Below are 20,511 nucleotides of genomic sequence, written 5' to 3'. Positions count from 1 at the left end.
TGTCTTTGTATGCGCTACGAACTGGTCATTTTCGACAACGACGGGGTCCTCGTCGACAGTGAACCGATCTCCAACCGGCTGCTGGCCGGCTATCTGACCGAGCTGGGCCACCCGACGTCGTACGACGAATCCCTCCGGGACTACATGGGGGGCGCGATGCACCGGGTGCACGACCTCGTGCTGGAACGGTCCGGACGGCGGCTGCCCGACGACTTCGACGACGTGTTCCACAGGCGGGTGTTCGCGGCGTTCGAGCGCGAGCTGGAGCCCGTACCCGGGGCCGTCGGCGTGCTCGAGAAGCTCGCCGCGGACGGCACGGCGTTCTGCGTGGCCTCCTCCGGGAGCCACGACCGGATCCGGGTCGGGCATCGGAAGACCGGGCTGGACCGCTGGTTCGGGGACGAGCGGATCTTCAGTTCGCAGGACGTGGGGCGGGGGAAACCCGCCCCGGACCTCTTCCTGTACGCGGCCGAGCGGATGGGGGTCGCGCCGCAGCGGTGTGTCGTGATCGAGGACAGCCCGCTCGGGGTGCGGGCCGCCGTCGCCGCCGGCATGGACGTCTACGGGTTCACGGCCATGACGCCGGCCGCGAGGCTCGCCGGGGCCGACCGGCTCTTCGACGACATGGGAGACCTGCTCGACCTGCTGCGATGCCTCGGGCCCGGCGGCACGCACTGACATTTGTCACCGGCAGCTCCGGACGGTTGTGTCTACTGCGGGGCCCGGGCCCACCGCGAAGCTGAGGGCATGACGACGGACAAGCGCCGTACCCTCGTGACGCTCATGCTGGACGTGGGCGTGCCCCTCGGGTCGTACTACCTGCTGAAGGGCGCGTTCGGGATGAGCGCCGTGGCCGCGCTCGCCTGGAGCAGTGTCCTGCCCGTCCTGCGGACGGGGTGGGGTCTGTTGGGGCAGCGGGAGGTGAACGGGCTTCCGCTGCTCATTCTCCTGGTGAACCTCGTCGGGCTGCTGCTCGGATTCGAGACGGGGGACGCGCGGCTGCTGCTGGTGAAGGACAGCGCCATCAGCAGCGTGGTGGGGATCGTGCTGCTGGTGTCCGTGGTCCTGGGGAGGCCGATGATGACGGCCACCCTCAAGCCGTGGCTGGTCAAGGGGGACGCCGGGCGGGAGGCCGCGTGGGAGCGGCTGCGGCGGGAGTCGGCGGAGTTCCGCCGGGCGGAGCTGAGGTTCTCCGGGGTGTGGGGGGTGGCGTTCGTCGGGGAGTGCGCGCTGCGGGTGGTGGGGGCTTGTACGGTGCCGGTCGACACGATGGTGTGGCTCGGGAACGTCGTCATGGTCGTCATGATGCTGCTGGCCTTCGTGGTGAGTGGTGTCGTGGGGGCGGTGCCGATGGCGCGGATGATCGGCGGGGCGGGTGCCGGCGGCGAAGCTGAGCGGGATTCGTCTTTGGCGGGATCTACCCACGGGTAAGCGGGGGCCCTACGCTCGCCGCCATGACTGATGTGCTGCGGCGCGGCAGGGTCTCGTTGGCGTTCGGCTTCTTCGCCCAGGGCGTCGCCTTCGCTCTGCTCGTCACGCGCATCCCGGCCATTCAGGACCGGTACGGCGTCTCCGACGCGCTGTTGCCGGTCTTCCTGGCCGCGGTGCCGGTGCTGGCCGGTGTCGGGAGTGTGGTGACGGGGCGTCTGGTGCGGCGGGTGCGGCCCAGCCGGCTGCTGCGGTGGTCCCAGCCCGTGGTCCTGCTGGCGCTGCTCGGTGTCGGGGCCGGGGACCGGGTGGCGGTGCTGGCCGTCGCGCTGGGCGTCTTCGGGCTCGCGGTCGGTGCGCTGGACGCCTCGATGAACATGCTCGGGGTGAGTCTGCAGCGGGCGTACGGGCGCAGCATCATGCTGGGGTTCCACGCCGCGTACAGCCTGGGTGGGATTCTCGGGGCTTCGCTGGCCTGGGCGGGGGCGCGCGGGGACCTGGCGCTGTGGGTGTCGTATCTGCCGGTGGTGGCCGTGCTGGTGCCGGCCGCGCTGGTGGGCAGCCGGTGGTACGTCGACGGGGAGGGCGGGCGTCCGGAGGAGGACGAGGGCGGGGGCGCGGGTGTCGGGTGGAAGGTGCTGTTGCCGCTGTGTCTGGTGATGACCTTCGCGTACATCGGGGACTCGACGGTCTCCAACTGGAGCGCGAAGTACGTGCAGGACGTGCTGGGGGGCTCCGAGCAGGCCGCCACCGTGCCGTACAACGTGTACATGGTGACCACGCTGGTGGGGCGGGCCGTCGGGGACTTCGGGGTGCGGCGCTTCGGGGCCGTGGCGGTGGTGCGGGGTGGGGCGGTCGTCGCGGCCGGTGGGTTCGCCGTGGTGGCGGGGGCGCCGGGGGCGTGGGTGGGGATGCTCGGGTTCACGTTGCTGGGGCTGGGGTTGTGCGTGCTGGTGCCGCAGACGTTCGCGGCGGCGGGGCGGCTGGCCGAGGAGCGGGACGGCCGTCCCGGGGCGTCCGACGCGGCGGTGGCGCGGCTCAATGTCTTCAATTACGTGGGTTTTCTGGTCGGTTCGCCGTTGGTGGGCGTGCTGGGGGATGTGTGGAGCTATCGCGGGGCGATGCTGGTGCCGATGGTGTTGGTGCTGGTGACGGTCGTGTACGCCCGGTCGTTCGCGGCTCAACCGGACCGATACGGTGGCGGGCATGAGCGGCCGCGCACAGCTGATGTGGGACGAGGCAGTAACGGGCTATGACTTCGGTCCGGAGCATCCGATGGATCCGGTCCGGCTCGCCCTGACGCGACGACTGGTCGGTGCCCTGGGGCTCGACAAGGAGGTGGACGTCGTCGCCGCGCGGGCGGCCGGGGAGTCGACGTTGCGGCTCGTCCACCGGGAGGACTACATCGACGCGGTGAAGGCGGCGTCGGCGGATCCGGGTGCGGCGGACCTGTCGTACGGGCTGGGGACGGTCGATGATCCGGCCTTCGCGGGGATGCACGAGGTGTCCGCGCTGATCGCCGGGCAGTCGGTGGGGGCGGCGGAGGCGGTGTGGCGCGGGGACGCGCTGCACGCGGTGAACTTCTCGGGCGGGCTACACCACGCGATGCCGGGGGCGGCGTCCGGTTTCTGCGTGTACAACGACGCGGCGCTGGCGATCGCGCGGCTGCTGGAGCTGGGGGCCGAGCGGGTCGCGTACGTGGACGTGGACGTGCATCACGGGGACGGCGTCCAGGCGGCGTTCTGGGAGGACCCGCGGGTGCTGACGGTGTCGCTGCACGAGCATCCGCGGACGCTGTTCCCGCAGACCGGGTGGCCGGAGGAGACCGGGGCGGACGGCGCGCCGGGGTCGGCGGTGAATGTCGCGCTGCCGGCGGGGACCGGGGACGCGGGGTGGCTGCGGGCGTTCCACGCGGTGGTGCCGGAGGTGATCGCGGACTTCCGGCCGCAGGTGCTGGTGACGCAGCACGGTGCCGATACGCACTTCGAGGATCCGCTGGCGCACCTGGCGGTGTCGCTGGACGCGCAGCGGGCGGTGCAGGTGGCGTGTCACGAGCTGGCGCACGAGCACGCCGACGGGCGGTGGGTGGCGCTGGGGGGCGGTGGTTACGCCGTGGTGGATGTGGTGCCGCGGTCGTGGACGCATCTGGTGGGGATCGCGGCGGGGCGGCCGGTGGAGCCGGAGACGGTGATTCCGGAGGGCTGGCGGCAGGAGGTGTTCGCGCGGACGCGGCAGCTGGGGCCGATGCGGATGACCGATGGGCGGTGGCCGGTGTCGTGGGCGGCGTGGGAGGCGGGTTACGACCCTGCGGATCGGTTGGATCAGGCGGTGGTGGCGGCTCGGCGGGCGGTGTTTCCGCTGCGGGGGCTCTTGGCTTGACGGTGAGTGCCGGTTGCGGGGGCGCGGGAACGTTACGCCGACCGTGGGAGAGTTCCGGTGTTCCTCGTGTCGGGGGCGTGGGAAAGCGGCAGCATCGGTGTCGTGCTGACCCGTGGAGCTCTTCGGGCTCATCTTCTGGATGCTCGGCTGGCCGGGGTGGTGGCGACCTCTCGTGAGGTGAGTCTGCGGAGTTACCGGTTGTTCGCCGCCCGGGACCCGCGGGTGCTGATCGGGATCGACCCGGAGGGGGAGTGGGGGCCGCGGGACCTGCTCGGGCTGATGGCGCAGAGGTGCGGGGTGTCCGCCGATCCGTACGACAGGTCGGGTCAGGACGTGATCGACCCCGACAGGACGCTGGCCGCCCTGGACGCCTTCGCCGGACGGCTCGCGGTCGTCGCTCAGCGTCGCGGGCCGGTGCTCCTGGGCACCGGGCATCCGCATCGGCTGCTCGGCTTCTACGCCGCATTGGCCGAGGCGCTGTCGGCGGCGGGATGTGCTGTCCTCACCCCGGCGCAGGGTCACTGTGTCGACATAACGACCCGGTTCGGTCTACGCACGTACAACCTCGACTACGTCCGGGGAGTCGCGTTGGTGCGGGAACCCGGCGCTGGACGCGCCGGTGGTGAGCCCGGCGCACACACGCATTCGCCGCTCCCGGTTCGTACCGCGCTGGCGGCCGCGGCCGAGGCCGGCGGGCCCCTTCCGGAGCTGGTGATCGGGGACCACGGGTGGGTCTGCGGTGCAGGTCAGCTCGGGTTCGAGGCCATCGGGCCGGCCGATACGGACGATCCCGCGCCCTTCGTCGGTCAGGCAGAGGGGTCCGTGTCCGTCGTCGTTCCACTTGATGACGCTGTGCGGTCTGAGTACTACCGGCCGCTTACCCGCTACGTACTCAATCGGGCGTGTCTGTCACGGTAGGGAAGCGATGGGTGCACCTCTTCCCCATTCGCATCACCCGCCCCTACATTGGGGAGTGAGCACGCAGCGACGAAGAGTCACCGGAAGGGGAAGCCGGTGGCCGTCGAGTGCGGAAGGTTCAGGTGTGTCATGGCTGCAGCTGGCGAAAGGCCTCTGAACGAGGTTCAGTTCCTTACCGTGGCGGAGGTCGCCTCGGTGATGCGCGTGTCCAAGATGACCGTGTACCGGTTGGTGCACAGCGGTCATCTGCCCGCGATCCGGGTGGGACGGTCGTTCCGCGTCCCGGAGCAAGCGGTTCACGAGTACCTCCGCGAGAGTTACGTGGGGGTGGAAACGGCCTGACGACCTCGATTACGAGTCTCAGCGCTCGGCGGGTAGGCTGGCCCCTCGTAGGTCGTGTGGGCCCATGGCGCCCAACAACCGAGTGATGAGAAGTGAGCGAGGGTAGTCGTGGGCTCTGTTATCAAGAAGCGGCGCAAGCGGATGGCCAAGAAGAAGCACCGCAAGCTGCTGAAGCGCACGCGCGTTCAGCGTCGCAACAAGAAGTAAGCGACGCTGCGCCGTCAGCGTGGTCTGTGGCCCCCCACCGCATCCGGTGGGGGGCCACAGTCGTTCCCGCGGGGCGGCGCGGGCGGCGGGACCGCGAAATCTCGTCACGTGCCGCGTCCGGCGGTCATCACAGGGCAACACCGAGCGGCTAAGTTGGCCCGCAGGCGGGGAACGCGGCAGGGTACGCAGTAGGGCGGAAGGAAGGCGCTGATCTTGGGCAAGGTCGTGCTCGTGACCGGAGTGGCCCGTCAGCTGGGCGGCCGGTTCGTCCGGCGCATCCAGCGGGATCCCGACGTGGACCGGGTCGTGGCCGTGGACGCCGTGGCGCCGGAGCACCACCTGGGCGGCGCCGAGTTCGTCCGGGCCGACATCCGGCAGTCGGCCATCGTGCGGGTCATCGCCGAGACGGGCGCCGACACGGTCGTCCACCTGGACGTCACGGGCACGCCGCTGGGCAGCGGCAGCCGTACGTCGGTCAAGGAGACCAACGTCATCGGCACGATGCAGCTGCTCGGCGCCTGCCAGAAGTCGCCGGCCGTGCGGCGGCTGGTGGTGAAGTCCAGTACGAACGTCTACGGTTCCGCGCCGCGCGACCCGGCCGTGTGCACCGAGACCACGACGCCCAAGTCGCTGCCCAGCGGCGGCTTCGCCAAGGACGCGGTCGAGGTCGAGGGGTACGTGCGCGGCTTCGCCCGCCGCCGGCCCGACGTCGCGGTGACCGTGCTGCGGTTCGCCAACATCCTCGGCCCGGCCGCGGACACGCCCCTCGCCTCGTACTTCGGGCTGCCGGTGCTGCCGACGGTGTTCGGCTACGACCCGCGGCTGCAGTTCGTGCACGAGGACGACGTGATCGAGGTGCTGCGGATCTCCTCGCACGAGCCGCGGCGGGGCACGCTGAACAGCGGGACGTTCAACATCGCGGGCGACGGTGTCCTGCTGCTCTCCCAGTGCTCGCGCCGGCTGGGCCGTCCGACGGTGCCGCTGCTGCTGCCCGCGGTCACCTGGGCGGGCTCGCTCGTGCGTACGCTGGGGATGACGGACTTCGCCCCGGAGCAGATCCGGCTGCTCACCCATGGGCGGGTGGTGGACACCACGCAGATGCGCGAGACCCTGGGTTTCCGGCCGAAGTACTCGACGGCCGGTGCGTTCGCGGACTTCGCGCGGGCCCGTGGTGCCGGGCTGCTGCCGCCCGAGGCCCTCGCGGGGGCCGTGGACCGGATCGCGGAGCTGTCCCTGCGGGGCAGTGGCCACCTCCCGACGCAGAGCGCCAACTGAGGAGCGCATCAACGATGGCGGACGCCAAGGTCATTCCGTTCGACGACGACCGGTCGCGGGGGAGCGGCGGGAGCGGCGGGAGCGCGGCACAGCGCCCGGCGCGGCGCCGCGGCGGGGGAAGCAGGCGCGCGGGCGCGACGGAGTCGGTGCCGGTGCGGGAGGTGCAGCCGCTGCCGGTGCGGGGCGCCGCGCAGGACGATACGCCGGTGACGCGCGAGTCGCCCGGGGAGCCGGATCCGCTGTCGTCGCAGGACGCGGTCGGCGGCCTGGAGCGGCGGGTCGCGGGCGGGCTGGCGTTTCTGCGGCGCCGGCTCACCGGTGACTACGAGGTCGACGACTTCGGGTTCGACGCCGAGCTGACCGACCAGGTGCTGATGTCCCTGCTGCGGCCGGTGTACGAGAAGTACTTCCGGGTCGAGGTGAAGGGCGTGGAGAACATCCCGGCCGAGGGGGGCGCGCTGATCGTCGCCAACCACTCCGGGACGCTGCCGCTGGACGGTCTGATGATGCAGGTCGCCGTGCACGACCACCATCCGGCCGACCGGCATCTGCGGCTGCTGGCGGCGGACCTGGTGTTCGTACTGCCGGTGGTCAACGAGCTGGCCCGCAAGCTCGGGCACACGCTGGCCTGCGCGGAGGACGCCGAACGGCTGCTCGGTCAGGGCGAGCTGGTCGGGGTGATGCCGGAGGGCTTCAAGGGCATCGGGAAGCCGTTCAGCGAGCGGTACAAGCTGCAGCGCTTCGGGCGGGGCGGTTTCGTGTCCACGGCGCTGCGGCAGGGGGCGCCGATCGTGCCGTGCTCGATCGTGGGCGCGGAGGAGATCTACCCGATGATCGGCAACGCCAAGACGCTGGCGCGGCTGCTGGGGTTCCCGTACTTCCCGCTCACGCCGACCTTCCCGTGGCTGGGGCCGCTGGGCGCGGTGCCGTTGCCGACGAAGTGGACGATCCAGTTCGGTGAGCCGATCCCCACGGACCATTTCCCGCCGGAGGCGGCGGAGGATCCGATGCTGATGTTCAACCTGACCGATCAGGTGAGGGAACAGATCCAGCACACGCTCTACAAGCTGTTGGTGCAGCGGCGGTCGGTGTTCTTCTGAGTCCGCCGAGTCCGCCGAGTTCTTCTGAGGACGGCGGTGGGGGCACCCCTTGAGGAGGGCGCCCCCACCGGCTCAGTCCGCGTCCTCCGCCTCGATGCCCAGGCCGGGCAGGAGGCCCGGGAGGAGGGGCGGGAGGGTGACGTCGGGCTCGGGGGGCGGGGTGTCGCCGCCCGTCGACGGGGAGGCGGGGCTGCTGTCCTTCGGCGGGTCGAGCAGGCCGCCCGTGCCGCCGCCGAGCAGGCCGTCGTTCTCCTGGCCGGAGCCGGCCGACTCGCTGGGCCTGCCGCTGTCCGAGCGCCCGCGCTCCGGCGTGCCGCCGGTGCCGGTGCTGGGTGTGGACGGGCGACCGGAGCCGGGGGTGTCGCTGGTCGCCGACTCGGAACCGCCGGGGCGGCCGTCGTCCCCGCCGGTGTCGTCCCGGGAGGGCGGCGGCGGGAGCATGGACTCCAGCGGCGCCACGTCGTCCTCTATGGCGTCGAACACCGACGACACCTGCTCGCTGACGTCCCCGAGCTGCACGGGCAGCCGCTCGCGCAGTGCCCCCCAGGTCTCCCGGTGGGAGCGGGAGAAGGCGGAGAGGGCCTGCATGGGGGCGAGCGAGCCGGGGTCGCGGGCGTAGACCGCGCTGAGGAGCCGGTGCCCCTCGGACGCGTCGTGCCGCATGCCGGACAGGGCGCGGCGGACCTCACCCAGGGATTCGTGGTCGAGGGGGCCGCTGCGACCGCGCTCCATCAGCCGACGGGCTTCGCTCAGCCGGGTCGACGCGAGGTCCAGGTAGGCCCGGCCGCGTTCGTCGTCCCCTTCGGCGAGACCGAGGCGGAAGTCCTCTATGCCGCGCTTGAGGCCGTAGAGCGAGTCGCCGGGCAGGGCGTCCGAACTGGCGGCGGCCACCCCGCCGAAGGCACCGGCGGCCACGCTCACGCTCAGCCCGCCGGCGGTCAGGCCCTTGGCCAGCCGTGAGCGCGGCCGGAACCTGCTCAGGGGGGCCGCCCGGTGGGCGCCGCGCGCCCTGCGCTGTTCCGGAACCGATCTGTCCGCCGCCCCGCCGCCCGCGGTGCCCTCGTGCAGCATGGCCTCGAACGCGGCCACCAGCTGGGCCCGCTGGACGACCTTGACCTCGGGATCCAGCTCGGGCCGGGGCAGCGTCTCCAGGCCGGTGGCGAGGGTCAACAGACGACCCTGCTCGGTCGGTTCCGCGGTGGCCCCGGCGCCTGCCGGTCCTCCGGACTGCTCGGCCGCCGCCCCGGGATCGGACTGCTCCTCCAGAGCCTGGGCGAAGGCGTTCGCCCGCCGGTGTGCCGATACGTTCGCGATCACTGGCGGCACCTCCTCTCGTCATGACGGTCGACTCCCCAGGGGGTCCTGAGGGTTGCACACCCTGATCGGAACCACCCGATCGTGTGATCGGAGTCGGCCAGGGAATGACCACAGGGAGCCTGCATCCCGCACAACGAGCGGCGTGGCACTTGGGTTACGGACGGTGGATGATCGGACCGCTGTCTCAACAGACTCTCACCGGTGGTGACTTGGGAACGCGGAGAGTTGCGTCGGTGTGTGGCGCCTCCGAGGGTCCGGTTCTCAGCGCGCGTCGTCGGGGAGGAGCCGGGCGAGGGTGCGCACGGCCCGGTACTGGAGGGTCTTGATGGCGCCTTCGTTCTTGCCCATGACCCGGGCGGTCTCGGCGACCGAGAGCCCTTGGAGGAAGCGCAGGGTCACGCATTCCTGCTGCTGGGGGTTGAGCCGCCGTACGGCGTCCAGCAGGGCGGCGTTGGAGAGGGACTCGAGGACGGAGTCCTCGGGGGAGCGCTCGACCTCGTTGGCGTCGAGCATCTCGCCGGTGGTGACCTCCAGCCGGAAGCGGCTGGACTTGAAGTGGTCGGCGACCAGGTTGCGGGCGATGGTCACCAGCCAGGCGCCGAAGTCGCGGCCCTGCCAGGTGAAGGTGCCGATGCGCCTGAGGGCCCGCAGGAAGGTCTCGCTGGTCAGGTCCTCGGCGGTCGCCTTGCCGCCGACGCGGTAGTAGATGTAGCGGTACACGGTGTCGCTGTACTGGTCGTAGAGCCGGCCGAAGGCGTCGGCCTCGCCGGCCTGGGCCCGCTCGACCAGGTCCATCATGCGGGCGCTGTCGCTGTCCGCGGCGGGGCGGCGGTGGGTGGTGGCGGCGGCCCCGGACGAGGACGACCGCGCGCGTCTGCCGACGGCGGCGCTTCCGTCGGCCAGTGCGTAGCACGGGCCCACGGGGGCGGCGGCCGTGGCGAGGGCGGGGACGGCGTACGCGGTGGGGACGAAGCCGCGCAACAGGTCTTGGGCTGATTTGACCGTTGCGCGCAGCGTAGCCAGGCCCGAGGCGTCAACCCCGACGTGTGGGTACACGGGACTCCCAGAGGCAGAGCTTCCATCACGTGCAGTACGGAACCATTCACCCCTCGTAGCGAAGGTGGGGAACCGGAATGCGTCTGAGGAGAATAACGCTTCGTGCAGGCACTGCTACGCCCAGTTGCTCAAATCATCGATTACGTCGCTTCCATGCCCGATTGACGCTCGATCAGATGCGCCAGAGTGATCAGTTGATGACCGAAACGGTTCGGGTTCCTGGTGACTACAGAGCGTGTTGTGGTCGATGTGAGGAAAGGGGACTGGAGGGAGTGTCCCGGGGGTAGCTCACACCGATTGGGTCGACGGCCGAGCCGTTCAGCGGCGGCGGCGGTGCAGCGCGATGGCCGCCGCGGTGCCGCCGGCCACGGCGCCCACGCCCGCGGCCGCCGGGATGCCGACCTTGGCCGCCTTGCGGCCGGTGCGGTAGTCGCGCAGGCGCCACTCCAGCTCCCGGGCGTGCTTGCGCAGCTTGGAGTCCGGGTTGATCGCGTACGGGTGTCCGACCAGCGACAGCATCGGGATGTCGTTGTGCGAGTCGCTGTAGGCGGCGCAGCGGGACAGGTCCAGGCCCTCCGCCGTCGCCAGCGCGCGGACCGCCTCGGCCTTCGCGGGGCCGTGCAGCGGTTCGCCGACCAGTTTGCCCGTGTAGACGCCGCCGACCGATTCGGCCACCGTGCCCAGGGCCCCGGTCAGGCCGAGGCGGCGGGCGATCACCTGGGCGATCTCCACCGGGGCCGCCGTGACCAGCCAGACCTTCTGCCCGGCGTCCAGGTGCGCCTGGGCCAGGGCGCGGGTGCCGGGCCAGATCCGCTCGGCCATGTACTCGTCGTAGATCTCCTCGCCGATGGACTTCAGCTCGGAGACGCGGTGGCCCTTGACGATCGACAGGGCGGAGTCGCGGGCGTCCTGCATGTGCTCCGGGTCCTCCAACCCGGCGAGCCGGAAGTACGCCTGCTGCCAGGCGAACCGGGCCAGGTCGCGGGTCTCGAAGAACTTCCGCTTGTACAGGCCCCGCCCGAAGTGGAAGATCGCGGCGCCCTGCATGACCGTGTTGTCGAGGTCGAAGAAGGCGGCTGCCCGGTCGTCGCCGTGGACGGGGAAGTCCGGTTCCGAGCCCGTGTCGAGGGCCGTGGCCTCCTCGGCCTGGGCGGATTTGCGGGCTGCCTCCGCCGAGGCCTCGCCTGCCAGGACGCTCCGCGCCGTGGCGGAGCGCCTTCGGGGAGTGAGCCATCGAAGAGCGGCCATGTCCGTGAGCATAGCCAGTTTGTTCGGAGGGTTCGGAGTCGAGAGGTTCGCACGCTGTGAACTCTCGGCGACCGTGTCGTTAAAGGGGTCGCCGTGCGGGCGTGTCACGGCGCCGGAGCGGCAGGCGGTGTGCTCGCCGCCGAGGGGTCGGCGTGGGGAGGCGTGCGCGCGAGAATGGCCGGCATGAGTCCCCTCTTCCGCCGCAAGCCCTCGCAGACCGGGCAGGCCCCGCAGCCCGCGCAGTCCCCTGAGCACTCCGAGAACCATCTCGTCACCCTCATCCGCAAACCCGGCTGTCACCTGTGTGATGACGCACAGCTCGTCGTCGAGAAGGTGTGTGCCGAACTCGGCGTCCCCTGGGAGGGGAAGGACATCACCGAGGACCGGGCCCTGCACGACGCCTACTGGGAGCAGATCCCGGTCGTCCTCGTCGACGGCAGGCAGCACACCTTCTGGCGTGTGAACGAGGAACGGCTGCGCAAGGCACTGACCGACGAGTCCAAGTAGTCCGGATGGTCGCTTAGGATCGATGGTGTCTTGGTCTCGGGGGCGTTGATCGTGAGGAGCGTGTGCGGCTTTGCCCCCGATGGGAGAGGAACGCGTGCGCGTATGCGCCGGTTCCCGGTCCGTGCGCCGGGAGCGCGTGAGCCCGGTCACGTTGGCCGGGCAAATCGGACACCATCTTTGTGCACGCGTTCACAAAGACATAGCCTGCATTCGACGGGGCGGTCATGTAGGGACGTATGACCGCCTACAGCCCCGCTCTACCCGCAGGAGCACCGTGGCAACTGGCCGAACACACCGACCGGCGACCCGCAGCCGAGGGATTCCCGAGGCCACCGTCGCCAGGCTTCCGCTGTACCTCCGCGCCCTCACCGCGCTCTCCGAGCGCTCGGTGCCCACGGTCTCCTCCGAGGAGCTGGCGGCCGCGGCCGGAGTCAACTCCGCGAAGCTGCGCAAGGACTTCTCCTACCTCGGCTCCTACGGGACCCGGGGTGTCGGCTACGACGTCGAGTATCTCGTCTACCAGATCTCCCGCGAACTGGGCCTCACCCAGGACTGGCCGGTAGTGATCGTCGGTATCGGTAACCTCGGCGCCGCGCTCGCCAACTACGGCGGCTTCGCGTCCCGCGGGTTCCGGGTCGCCGCGCTCATCGACGCCGATCCGGGAATGGCCGGAAAGCCCGTCGCCGGGATCCCGGTGCAGCACACCGACGAGCTGGAGAAGATCATCCAGGACGACGGTGTGTCGATCGGTGTGATCGCCACCCCCGCCGGTGCCGCCCAGCAGGTCTGCGACCGGCTCGTGGCCGCCGGCGTCACCTCCATCCTGAACTTCGCGCCGACCGTGCTGTCCGTGCCGGACGGCGTCGACGTGCGCAAGGTCGACCTCTCCATCGAGCTGCAGATCCTCGCCTTCCACGAGCAGCGCAAGGCCGGCGAGGAGGCCGCCGCCGACGCCGGTGTCGTACCGCCCGCCGTCGCGCGCAGGCAGCAGCCGGCCGCCGACCAGGGACCCGACGGGGACGTGCCCGCCGTGATGCCGGCATGAGCCTCCTCGTCGTCGGACTCAGCCACCGCAGCGCCCCCGTCAGCGTCCTGGAGCGGGCCTCGCTGAACGCGGACGCGCAGCTCAAGCTGTTGCAGGACACGGTCGCCGCCGAACCGGCCACCGAGGCCGCGGTGCTGGCCACCTGCAACCGCATCGAGCTGTACGCCGACGTGGACAAGTTCCACGCCGGTGTCGCCGAGCTGTCCACGCTGCTCGCGCAGCACAGCGGGGTCGGTCTCGAGGAGCTGACTCCTCATCTCTACGTGCACTACGAGGACCGGGCCGTCCACCACCTGTTCTCGGTGGCCTGCGGGCTCGACTCGATGGTCGTGGGCGAGGGGCAGATCCTCGGCCAGATAAAGGACTCCCTGGCCCGGGCGCAGGACCTGCACACCGCCGGGCGGCTGCTGAACGACCTGTTCCAGCAGGCGCTCAGGGTCGGCAAGCGGGCCCACTCCGAGACCGGCATCGACCGCGCCGGGCAGTCCCTGGTCACCTTCGGCCTGGAGCAGCTCGCCGCCGGTGCGGACGTCCTGGGCTGGGCCCGGGGGAAGAAGGCGCTGGTCATCGGCGCCGGTTCGATGTCGTCGCTGGCCGCGGCCACGCTGGCGCGGGCCGGGGTCGCCGAGATCGTGGTCGCCAACCGCACCTTCGAGCGGGCCGAGCGGCTCGCCCAGATCCTGATCGAGGGCGACGACACGGACGTGCTGGCCCGTGCGGTACCGATGGACGCGGTGCCGGCCGAGCTGACACGTGCCGACGTGGCCGTCTCCTGCACCGGCGCGACCGGGCTCGTCCTGACGGCCGACGCCGTGGCGGTGGCGCTGGAGGGCAGGACCGGTGTCCCGGCCGCCGAGGCGGACACCGGGCGGCCCGCCGTGGACACCGCCGGACCCGTCGCCGTACGGGAGGGTGGCGAAACGCCACTGCCGGGGGCCGGCGGCGACGAGAACTGCCCGCTGGACCTGTCCGCCGCGCAGTCGGGCTTCTCCGTCATGGGGGAGGCCGCCGTGGCCGGCATGGACGCGGCGACGCTGGAGCAGCACGGGGCCTGGGCGGCGGGCGGCGCGGTCGTGGACCGGCCGCGCGAGACCGGGCGGCCGGGCGCCGAGGCGGACGCCGAGCTGATCACCGCGCTCGCCGCGACGGCGACCCGCGTCGGCCGCATCCCCGAGCGCCGCCGGCCCGAGCCGGTCGCCGAGGTGCCGCGCCCGCAGCCGGTCCTCTTCCTGCTCGACCTCGCCATGCCGCGCGACATCGACGCCGCCGCGCACCGGCTGGCCGGGGTGCGCCTGGTGGACATCGAGTCGCTCGCCGACGCCTCCGCCGACGCCCCGATGGCCGCCGACGTCGACATGGTCCGCCGGATCGTCGGCGACGAGGTCGCCGCATTCGGTGCCGCCCAGCGGGCCGCGCACATCACGCCCACCGTCGTCGCGCTGCGCAGCATGGCCGCCGACGTCGTGGCCGGCGAGATCGCCCGCCTCGAAGGGCGGCTGCCGGGGCTCGACGACAAGCACCGCGCCGAGATCACCCAGACCGTCAAGCGTGTGGTCGACAAGCTGCTGCACGCGCCGACGGTGCGGGTCAAGCAGCTCGCCGCCGAGCCCGGCGGTGCCGGGTACGCGGACGCGCTGCGCACCCTGTTCGACCTCGACCAGGAGACGGTGGCCTCCGTCTCCCGCGCCGAGAACAGCACTGAGAAGAACCGAGGGCCGGCATGACTGAGAAGGCACTGAGGCTGGGGACCAGGCGAAGCAAACTCGCCATGGCCCAGTCCGGGCAGGTGGCGGACGCCGTGAGCCAGGTGACCGGTCGGCCCGTTGAGCTGGTCGAGATCACCACGTACGGCGATGTGTCGCGCGAGCACCTGGCGCAGATCGGCGGGACGGGCGTGTTCGTGGCCGCGCTGCGCGAGGCGCTGTTGCGGGGTGAGGTGGACTTCGCGGTTCACTCGCTCAAGGACCTCCCCACCGCGCCGCACGAGGGACTGGTGGTGGCCGCCGTACCGGAGCGCGAGGACCCGCGGGACGTGGTCGTCGCCCGGGACGCGCGCAAGCTGACCGACCTGCCGCGCGGCGCCCGCATAGGCACGGGCGCGCCGCGTCGCATGGCGCAGTTGAACGCGTACGCCCGCACCCACGGGCTGGAGTTCGAGACGGTCCCGATCCGGGGCAACGTCGACACCCGCATCGGGTACGTCCGCAGCGGTGAGCTGGACGCGGTCGTGCTGGCCGCGGCCGGGCTGAACCGGGTGGGCCGCATCGACGAGGTGACCGACTTCCTGTCGGTCGACACGGTTCTGCCGGCCCCCGGCCAGGGGGCACTGGCGATCGAGTGTGCCGCGGACAACGCGGACCTGATCGCCGCGCTCGCCGAGCTCGACGACCCGTTCACGCGGGTCGCCGTGACGGCCGAGCGGTCACTGCTCGCCGCCCTGGAGGCCGGCTGCAGCGCCCCCGTCGGCGCGCTGGCCGACCTTCTGGCCGACGGGCAGACTGTCAAGGAAATGCGCCTGCGCGGCGTCGTCGGCACGACCGACGGCTCGACGCTGGTGCAGCTGTCCACCACCGGTCCCGTGCCCCAGACGCACGACGCGGCACTGGCACTCGGTCGCGAACTCGCCACCGAGATGCTCGCCCAGGGCGCGGCCGGTCTGATGGGGGAGCGAGCACATTGAGCCCCACCGCCTTTCCCGCCGGTCCGGAACACGGGCACGTCACCTTCCTCGGTGCCGGACCCGGAGATCCGGGACTGCTGACTCTGCGCGCCGTGGAGGCGCTGGCGCACGCGGACGTCCTCGTCGCCGAGCACGAGGTGCTCGACGTCGTACGCACGCATGCGCGGCAGGGTGTGTCCGAGGTGCACACGGATGCCGATCCGTCGGATCCGGGCACAGGGACGCCCCAGCTGACGGTAGTTGACGGTGCGTCAACGGCCGTCGGTGTCCCCGCTGTGCGGGATGCCGCACATCTTGTCATGGAGGCCGCGCGGGGCGGCAGGCGGGTCGTGCGTGCGGTGACCGGGGACCCCGGGCTCGACACGTACGCCGCCGAGGAGATGCTGGCGTGCGCCGCGGCCGGGGTGCCCTTCGAGGTCGTCCCCGGTATCGCGAACGCCGTCGGTGTGCCCGCGTACGCCGGTGTGCCGCTGCGGGACGCCGAGGGCACCGACGTGCGGTTCGTCGACGCCCGTACGGCCTCGGACCGCTGCTGGACCGAGGTGGGCGCCTCCGACGGGACGGTCGTGGTGTCGACGACGCTCGACTCGGTGGCGGCGGCCGCCGGTGAGCTGGTGTCGGCGGGCCGCAAGCCGGACACCCCGCTGACGGTCACCATCGCCGGTACGACGACGCGGCAGCGCACCTGGACGGCGACGCTCGGCACGGTCGCGCAGACGCTGAAGCAGGCGAAGGTGCTGCCGTCCCCGGACGGGGGCCGCCCGGTGATAGCCGTGGTCGGCGAGCGCAGCGCCCCCGCCCGGCGCGACCAGCTGTCGTGGTTCGAGTCCAAGCCGCTGTTCGGCTGGAAGGTCCTCGTGCCGCGTACGAAGGAGCAGGCGGCGTCGCTCTCCGACCAGCTGCGGTCCTACGGGGCCGTCCCCAGCGAGGTCCCGACCATCGCGGTCGAGCCGCCGCGCACCCCGCAGCAGATGGAGCGGGCGGTCAAGGGCCTGGTGACGGGTCGCTACGAGTGGATCGCGTTCACGTCGGTCAACGCGGTGAAGGCGGTCCGGGAGAAGTTCGAGGAGTACGGGCTCGACGCCCGTGCCTTCGCGGGCATCAAGGTCGCCGCGGTCGGCGAGCAGACCGCGAAGGCCCTCGTCGCCTTCGGCGTGAAGCCGGACCTGGTGCCGAGCGGTGAGCAGTCCGCGGCCGGTCTGCTGGAGGACTGGCCGCCGTACGACCCGGTCTTCGACCCGATCGACCGCGTCTTCCTGCCGCGGGCGGACATCGCCACGGAGACCCTGGTCGCCGGTCTGATCGAGCTGGGCTGGGAGGTCGACGACGTCACCGCGTACCGCACGGTGCGCGCCTCGCCGCCGCCGGCCAGCACGCGGGAGGCCATCAAGGGCGGTGGCTTCGACGCGGTGCTCTTCACCTCGTCGTCCACGGTGCGGAACCTGGTCGGCATCGCCGGCAAGCCGCACAACGTCACGGTGATCGCGTGCATCGGCCCGGCGACCGCCAAGACGGCCGAGGAGCACGGGCTGCGGGTCGACGTCATGTCCCCCGAGCCGTCGGTCACCAAGCTGGCGGAGGCCCTGGCCGACTTCGGCCTGCGGCGCCGCGCGGCGGCCCTGGAGGCCGGCGATCCGGTGACGCGGCCGAGCGAGCGGCGGCCGGGGGCGCGGAGGCGGCGGTCTTCGACGTAGTGGTCGACTTGGGTTCGCGACACAGAAGCCCCGCCGTTCCTGGTGAACGGCGGGGCTTCTCGCGCGGTGGGCGGCGGGCGGCGGGCGGCGGTCTCGGAGGTTCTCAGGTGATTCCCATGCCGTGCCCTGGTGCTGAGAAGGGCCCTTCTCAGCATCGTGGCGGAGGGACTGGCCTGATGGCCGCAGGAGGTCGGTCCGTCAGCGGGCGGTGGCGTGCGGCAGGAAGGCCGCCCAGGCGGTGGGGGTGAGGGCGAGGCGGGGACCGGTGGGGTTCTTGGAGTCGCGGACGAGGACCTGACCCTCGTCCGGGGTGGCCACCTCGACGCAGTCGGGGCCGCTGGATGTGCTGTAACTGCTCTTTATCCACTCCAGCTTCATGTCTCTCCAAGCACTTTCTCGATGAGGGCCTTGGACTCCCGTGGGCTGAGAGCCTGTGCCCGGATGATTCCATACTGGATGTCCAGGAGCTGTACCTCTTTCGGCTCCGCGATCACGCGGCTGATGTGCGCCACCTCGACATGACCGACCGTCGTGCCGTCCCCGAGCCTGAGCAGCCTGAATGGGCCGTCGAGCCCCGAGTTCTCCTCGCGGTTCAGGGGCAGCACCTGAAGGTCGACGTTGTGGAACGCGGAGACTTCCAGTAGTCGTTCGAGTTGTCCGCGCATCACCATCTTGCCTCCGATGGGCCGACGAAGAGTCGACTCACACTGGACGAAACTGAAGACGGCCTGGGCCGATGTGTCGTTGACGATGTCCTGGCGAGCTACGCGGGCAGACACCTGCTGGTCCAACTGGTCGGCGGTGAAGGGCGGACGGCGAGCGCTGAGCACGGCCCGTGCGTACTCCTCGGTCTGCAACAAGCCGTGAACGACAGAGTTGTTGTACGCGCACAGTTCCGTGGCCCCCGCCTCCAGCTTCTTCAAGTCCCTCACCTTCTTCGGGTACCGGACCTCCGCCACGTCCTGCTTGAGCGCCGCGATTTTCCCGCCCGCTCCCAACGCCTCGTCCGCCGCGTCCAGATACTCGGGTCGGGGAATCCGCCGCCCCCGCTCCACCGACGAGACCAGTTCCTCGCCGTACCCGATGGCCACCCCGAACTCCGCCTGAGTGAGGCCGGCCGACTCCCGCCACAGCTTCAGTTGCCGTACGACGGTCCGCATCACCGCCCCCGCCTCTTCGTCGTCCAGCCCCGCTTCCCACTCGCTCATGCCGCCGCCCTCCCCTCCCCTGACCAACCTTCACCCTCGCGACCGGTCACCCCGGGCAGCCCGGACGGAACCGGACGCGTCACGGACAGCCACCGACCGCACGGGCCACCGTTCTTCACAGCGTATGCGCGCGCGAACACGCTGGGTGACATGAATCAGGGAATCTCCATCCACCGGGAGCTGCCGTTGGACCCGGCGCGGTTGATCGTGGCCGAACTCGCGACGAATGCCGCCCTGCACGGGCATGTCCCCGGACGTAGCTTCCGCCTCGCCCTCTCCGTCGTGCCTCCGCACACGCTCCGTATCGAGCTGACCGACACCCGAGGCGACCGACTCCCGGTCAGCCCTCGGACGACCGTGGACGGGTGCGCGGACTCGGGATACGGGCTGCTCCTAGTCGAGGAGTTGGCGGACCGCTGGGGCGTGCGGTGCGGGCCGGTGCCGTCCAAGACCGTATGGGCGGAACTGGACCTCGCGGCTGAGGCGAGAGATGTCACGGGACCGTAGCGGCGGGTGGTGGCCGCGGCCGTGGAGCCCAGGAACGCGGGACCCGGTGGGCGGGCCGTCGGGGCGGCGGGCGGTAAAAGACCAAAGAACCCTGGGAAAAAACCTACCCAACCGACCAAACCCGGACTCGATCACACGGGCGGGTGAAAAGCGGCCGAATAGGTGGCGTGCGGAGTGTTCCGGCGTGCAGGCTCTGCGGCGAGGCGAGTTGATGCCTCTGGAATATCCCAGACGACATGAGTCGGCCCCCGCCCGGGACTTGCACTCCCAACGCAGGGGCCTGACCAACGAGGAAGAGAAGGCTTCCCCATGGCTGAGCAGAAGACTAACGCCGACGTGCGCCCGAGTCAGGGTGTTCGCCGGTCCACCACCCACTCCGGTGTCATCCACGTACGCACGTACCAGTCGGGTCAGTACGTCGTCATCGGCAACCACCTCGCCCAGCACCGTGCGCTGTCGCTGACCGCGATCGGGCTGGCCACGCACATCCTGTCGCTGCCGGAGGGCGCCCTCGTGGACATCCGGACCCTTGCCGACCGGTTCCCCGAGGGGCGTGAGCGGATCGCTTCCGGGTTGCGGGAGTTGGAGGAGCACGGCTATCTGGAGCGGGTGCGTGAGCGCTCGGAGACGGGGCGCCTGGTCACCCGTACGTACGCTCATCACACGCCGGAGGGGGCGGTCCCGCACATGGTGCGGAGGCGTACCGTGGCGGCGGCGCGGGACCGCGGTCCTGCTGCTCGCTCCTCGGCAGGAGCGCAGGAGCCGTCCCAGGAGGGCGACCAAACCGTCCGTGTCCCGGACCGGCCGCCGCTCCGGAGCGTTGAGCCCAAGGCCGTGGATGTACGCCCTGACACCCCCGGACTGCCTGAAGTGGCTGTCCCGTCCGCGTCCCGGGGAGGGAACGGGCATCCGCGCCGGCATCCTCACCACGACAAGGCCGTCGCTCTCCTGGCAGGTCTGCGCCGCACGGACGACCGCCTCATCCTCTCCTCGCGAGACGTGAACACTTTGGCCCCGAGTGTCATCCGTTGGTTCGAGAGGGGGGCCACGACCGGCGTCGTCCACCACGTCCTGACCTCCGACCTACCTGCGGACATGCGGCGTGCGGCCGGTGTGCTCGCCTACCGTCTCAGCGAACTGCTGCCTCCGCCCCTCCCTCCGGCCCCGGCGTCCCCGCCGGTTCCGGTCGTGAGTGCCGGAGGCAGCCGCCGGCCCGACCCCTTCCAGACCTGCGACGGCTGCGAACGGGCCTTCCGGGCCGCTCACCCCGGCCGCTGCCGTGACTGCCGGGGGGCGCCCGAGGGTGCCGGTGAGGTCGCCCGCGCGGCCTGAACCCGAGGTCGGTCCACCGGCGTTGACAGGTGATCGACGGGTGCGTGTAATGGGGGCGGTGCCGCGTGGCGCCGGTCAAAGAGCAGTGGGCCGGCCGGCGATCGGGCGAGCGCCCTTCACCAAGGGGTACGTGATGAGTTCACACTCCGCGCCCTGACACGACGTAGCGCATCCGCACGTCGTCGTCCTTCTTCTTGCTTCTTCTTCGTTCATCCCTTTCCGGCACTGTGCCGTCTGCCGCGGCCTGCCGCCTTGGAGACACAGAACC

21 protein-coding genes are annotated in these 20,511 nt (G+C 71.3%); 16 read left to right on the top strand and 5 right to left on the bottom strand.

The genetic code is table 11. The features are described from left to right. Positions 1 to 9 precede the first annotated feature (9 nt). The 9 genes from ACFIF2_RS24730 (at position 10) to ACFIF2_RS24690 (ending at position 7,649) form a co-directional block, all read left to right on the top strand. Positions 10 to 678 carry an HAD family hydrolase gene (locus ACFIF2_RS24730; RefSeq protein WP_395575427.1) on the top strand — a complete coding sequence of 223 codons (669 nt, stop codon included), beginning with the start codon at positions 10 to 12 and terminating at the stop codon, positions 676 to 678. Between the two features lie 69 nt (positions 679 to 747). Continuing rightward, positions 748 to 1,431, top strand: a complete 684-nt coding sequence (locus tag ACFIF2_RS24725; protein ID WP_395575420.1) for a VC0807 family protein — start codon at positions 748 to 750, stop codon at positions 1,429 to 1,431. A 23-nt stretch (positions 1,432 to 1,454) separates the two neighbouring features. Continuing rightward, positions 1,455 to 2,684, top strand: a complete 1,230-nt coding sequence (locus ACFIF2_RS24720) for an MFS transporter (protein ID WP_395575419.1) — start codon at positions 1,455 to 1,457, stop codon at positions 2,682 to 2,684. Continuing rightward, positions 2,635 to 3,807 carry an acetoin utilization protein AcuC gene (locus tag ACFIF2_RS24715; RefSeq protein ID WP_395575418.1) on the top strand — a complete coding sequence of 391 codons (1,173 nt, stop codon included), beginning with the start codon at positions 2,635 to 2,637 and terminating at the stop codon, positions 3,805 to 3,807. Before ACFIF2_RS24720 ends, ACFIF2_RS24715 begins: the two co-directional genes overlap by 50 nt. Before the next feature lie 102 nt (positions 3,808 to 3,909). Next, complete coding sequence (locus ACFIF2_RS24710) at positions 3,910 to 4,725, top strand: phosphatase (protein ID WP_395575426.1); 816 nt, start codon at positions 3,910 to 3,912, stop codon at positions 4,723 to 4,725. Between the two features lie 129 nt (positions 4,726 to 4,854). Continuing rightward, entirely contained in the window at positions 4,855 to 5,067 is a 213-nt protein-coding gene (locus tag ACFIF2_RS24705) for a helix-turn-helix domain-containing protein (RefSeq protein ID WP_004984898.1), read from the top strand. A 108-nt stretch (positions 5,068 to 5,175) separates the two neighbouring features. Further along, positions 5,176 to 5,274 carry a 30S ribosomal protein bS22 gene (locus tag ACFIF2_RS24700; RefSeq protein WP_003948845.1) on the top strand — a complete coding sequence of 33 codons (99 nt, stop codon included), beginning with the start codon at positions 5,176 to 5,178 and terminating at the stop codon, positions 5,272 to 5,274. A gap of 213 nt (positions 5,275 to 5,487) precedes the next feature. Further along, on the top strand, positions 5,488 to 6,549 hold the full coding sequence (locus ACFIF2_RS24695; RefSeq protein ID WP_395575417.1) for an NAD-dependent epimerase/dehydratase family protein: 1,062 nt from the start codon (positions 5,488 to 5,490) through the stop codon (positions 6,547 to 6,549). A 14-nt stretch (positions 6,550 to 6,563) separates the two neighbouring features. After that, on the top strand, positions 6,564 to 7,649 hold the full coding sequence (locus ACFIF2_RS24690) for a lysophospholipid acyltransferase family protein (RefSeq protein WP_395575416.1): 1,086 nt from the start codon (positions 6,564 to 6,566) through the stop codon (positions 7,647 to 7,649). A gap of 72 nt (positions 7,650 to 7,721) precedes the next feature. Here the strand turns inward: ACFIF2_RS24690 and ACFIF2_RS24685 are convergent, their stop codons facing one another. From ACFIF2_RS24685 to ACFIF2_RS24675, 3 genes are all read right to left on the bottom strand, one after another. Further along, positions 7,722 to 8,966, bottom strand: coding sequence for a DUF5667 domain-containing protein (locus tag ACFIF2_RS24685; protein WP_395575415.1), 1,245 nt, complete (start codon positions 8,964 to 8,966; stop codon positions 7,722 to 7,724). A 261-nt stretch (positions 8,967 to 9,227) separates the two neighbouring features. Continuing rightward, entirely contained in the window at positions 9,228 to 10,022 is a 795-nt protein-coding gene (locus ACFIF2_RS24680) for an ECF subfamily RNA polymerase sigma factor, BldN family (RefSeq protein ID WP_395575414.1), read from the bottom strand. Between the two features lie 318 nt (positions 10,023 to 10,340). After that, positions 10,341 to 11,270 carry an HAD family hydrolase gene (locus ACFIF2_RS24675; protein ID WP_395575413.1) on the bottom strand — a complete coding sequence of 310 codons (930 nt, stop codon included), beginning with the start codon at positions 11,268 to 11,270 and terminating at the stop codon, positions 10,341 to 10,343. 174 nt (positions 11,271 to 11,444) lie between these two features. Here ACFIF2_RS24675 and ACFIF2_RS24670 point away from each other — a divergent pair, with 174 nt between their 5' ends. The 5 genes from ACFIF2_RS24670 (at position 11,445) to ACFIF2_RS24650 (ending at position 17,196) form a co-directional block, all read left to right on the top strand. After that, positions 11,445 to 11,777: a glutaredoxin family protein gene (locus tag ACFIF2_RS24670; protein ID WP_395575412.1), complete on the top strand. Its 333-nt coding sequence runs from the start codon at positions 11,445 to 11,447 to the stop codon at positions 11,775 to 11,777. A gap of 274 nt (positions 11,778 to 12,051) precedes the next feature. Then, complete coding sequence (locus ACFIF2_RS24665; protein WP_395575411.1) at positions 12,052 to 12,822, top strand: redox-sensing transcriptional repressor Rex; 771 nt, start codon at positions 12,052 to 12,054, stop codon at positions 12,820 to 12,822. Further along, complete coding sequence (locus tag ACFIF2_RS24660; protein ID WP_395575410.1) at positions 12,819 to 14,546, top strand: glutamyl-tRNA reductase; 1,728 nt, start codon at positions 12,819 to 12,821, stop codon at positions 14,544 to 14,546. The genes ACFIF2_RS24665 and ACFIF2_RS24660 overlap by 4 nt, the downstream gene beginning before the upstream one ends. Continuing rightward, on the top strand, positions 14,543 to 15,502 hold the full coding sequence (gene hemC, locus ACFIF2_RS24655) for a hydroxymethylbilane synthase (protein ID WP_395575409.1): 960 nt from the start codon (positions 14,543 to 14,545) through the stop codon (positions 15,500 to 15,502). The genes ACFIF2_RS24660 and hemC overlap by 4 nt, the downstream gene beginning before the upstream one ends. Further along, entirely contained in the window at positions 15,499 to 17,196 is a 1,698-nt protein-coding gene (locus tag ACFIF2_RS24650) for a uroporphyrinogen-III synthase (RefSeq protein ID WP_395575408.1), read from the top strand. The genes hemC and ACFIF2_RS24650 overlap by 4 nt, the downstream gene beginning before the upstream one ends. Before the next feature lie 198 nt (positions 17,197 to 17,394). On the opposite strand, the gene ACFIF2_RS24645 is transcribed toward ACFIF2_RS24650, so the two are convergent. Then, on the bottom strand, positions 17,395 to 17,574 hold the full coding sequence (locus ACFIF2_RS24645) for a DUF397 domain-containing protein (RefSeq protein WP_395575407.1): 180 nt from the start codon (positions 17,572 to 17,574) through the stop codon (positions 17,395 to 17,397). After that, the gene (locus ACFIF2_RS24640; protein WP_395575406.1) at positions 17,571 to 18,404 is read right to left on the bottom strand and encodes a helix-turn-helix transcriptional regulator; all 834 of its coding nucleotides are present in this window, start codon (positions 18,402 to 18,404) and stop codon (positions 17,571 to 17,573) included. The genes ACFIF2_RS24645 and ACFIF2_RS24640 overlap by 4 nt, the downstream gene beginning before the upstream one ends. A gap of 150 nt (positions 18,405 to 18,554) precedes the next feature. On the opposite strand from ACFIF2_RS24640, the gene ACFIF2_RS24635 reads away from it, so the two are divergent. Continuing rightward, positions 18,555 to 18,911: an ATP-binding protein gene (locus ACFIF2_RS24635; RefSeq protein ID WP_395575405.1), complete on the top strand. Its 357-nt coding sequence runs from the start codon at positions 18,555 to 18,557 to the stop codon at positions 18,909 to 18,911. Positions 18,912 to 19,220: 309 nt separating this feature from the next. Then, on the top strand, positions 19,221 to 20,243 hold the full coding sequence (locus ACFIF2_RS24630; protein ID WP_395575404.1) for a helix-turn-helix domain-containing protein: 1,023 nt from the start codon (positions 19,221 to 19,223) through the stop codon (positions 20,241 to 20,243). Positions 20,244 to 20,511 lie beyond the last annotated feature (268 nt).

This window comes from Streptomyces sp. BK79 (assembly GCF_044142145.1).
Classification (GTDB): domain Bacteria; phylum Actinomycetota; class Actinomycetes; order Streptomycetales; family Streptomycetaceae; genus Streptomyces.
This window is presented reverse-complemented; position numbering and strand designations above follow the sequence as displayed.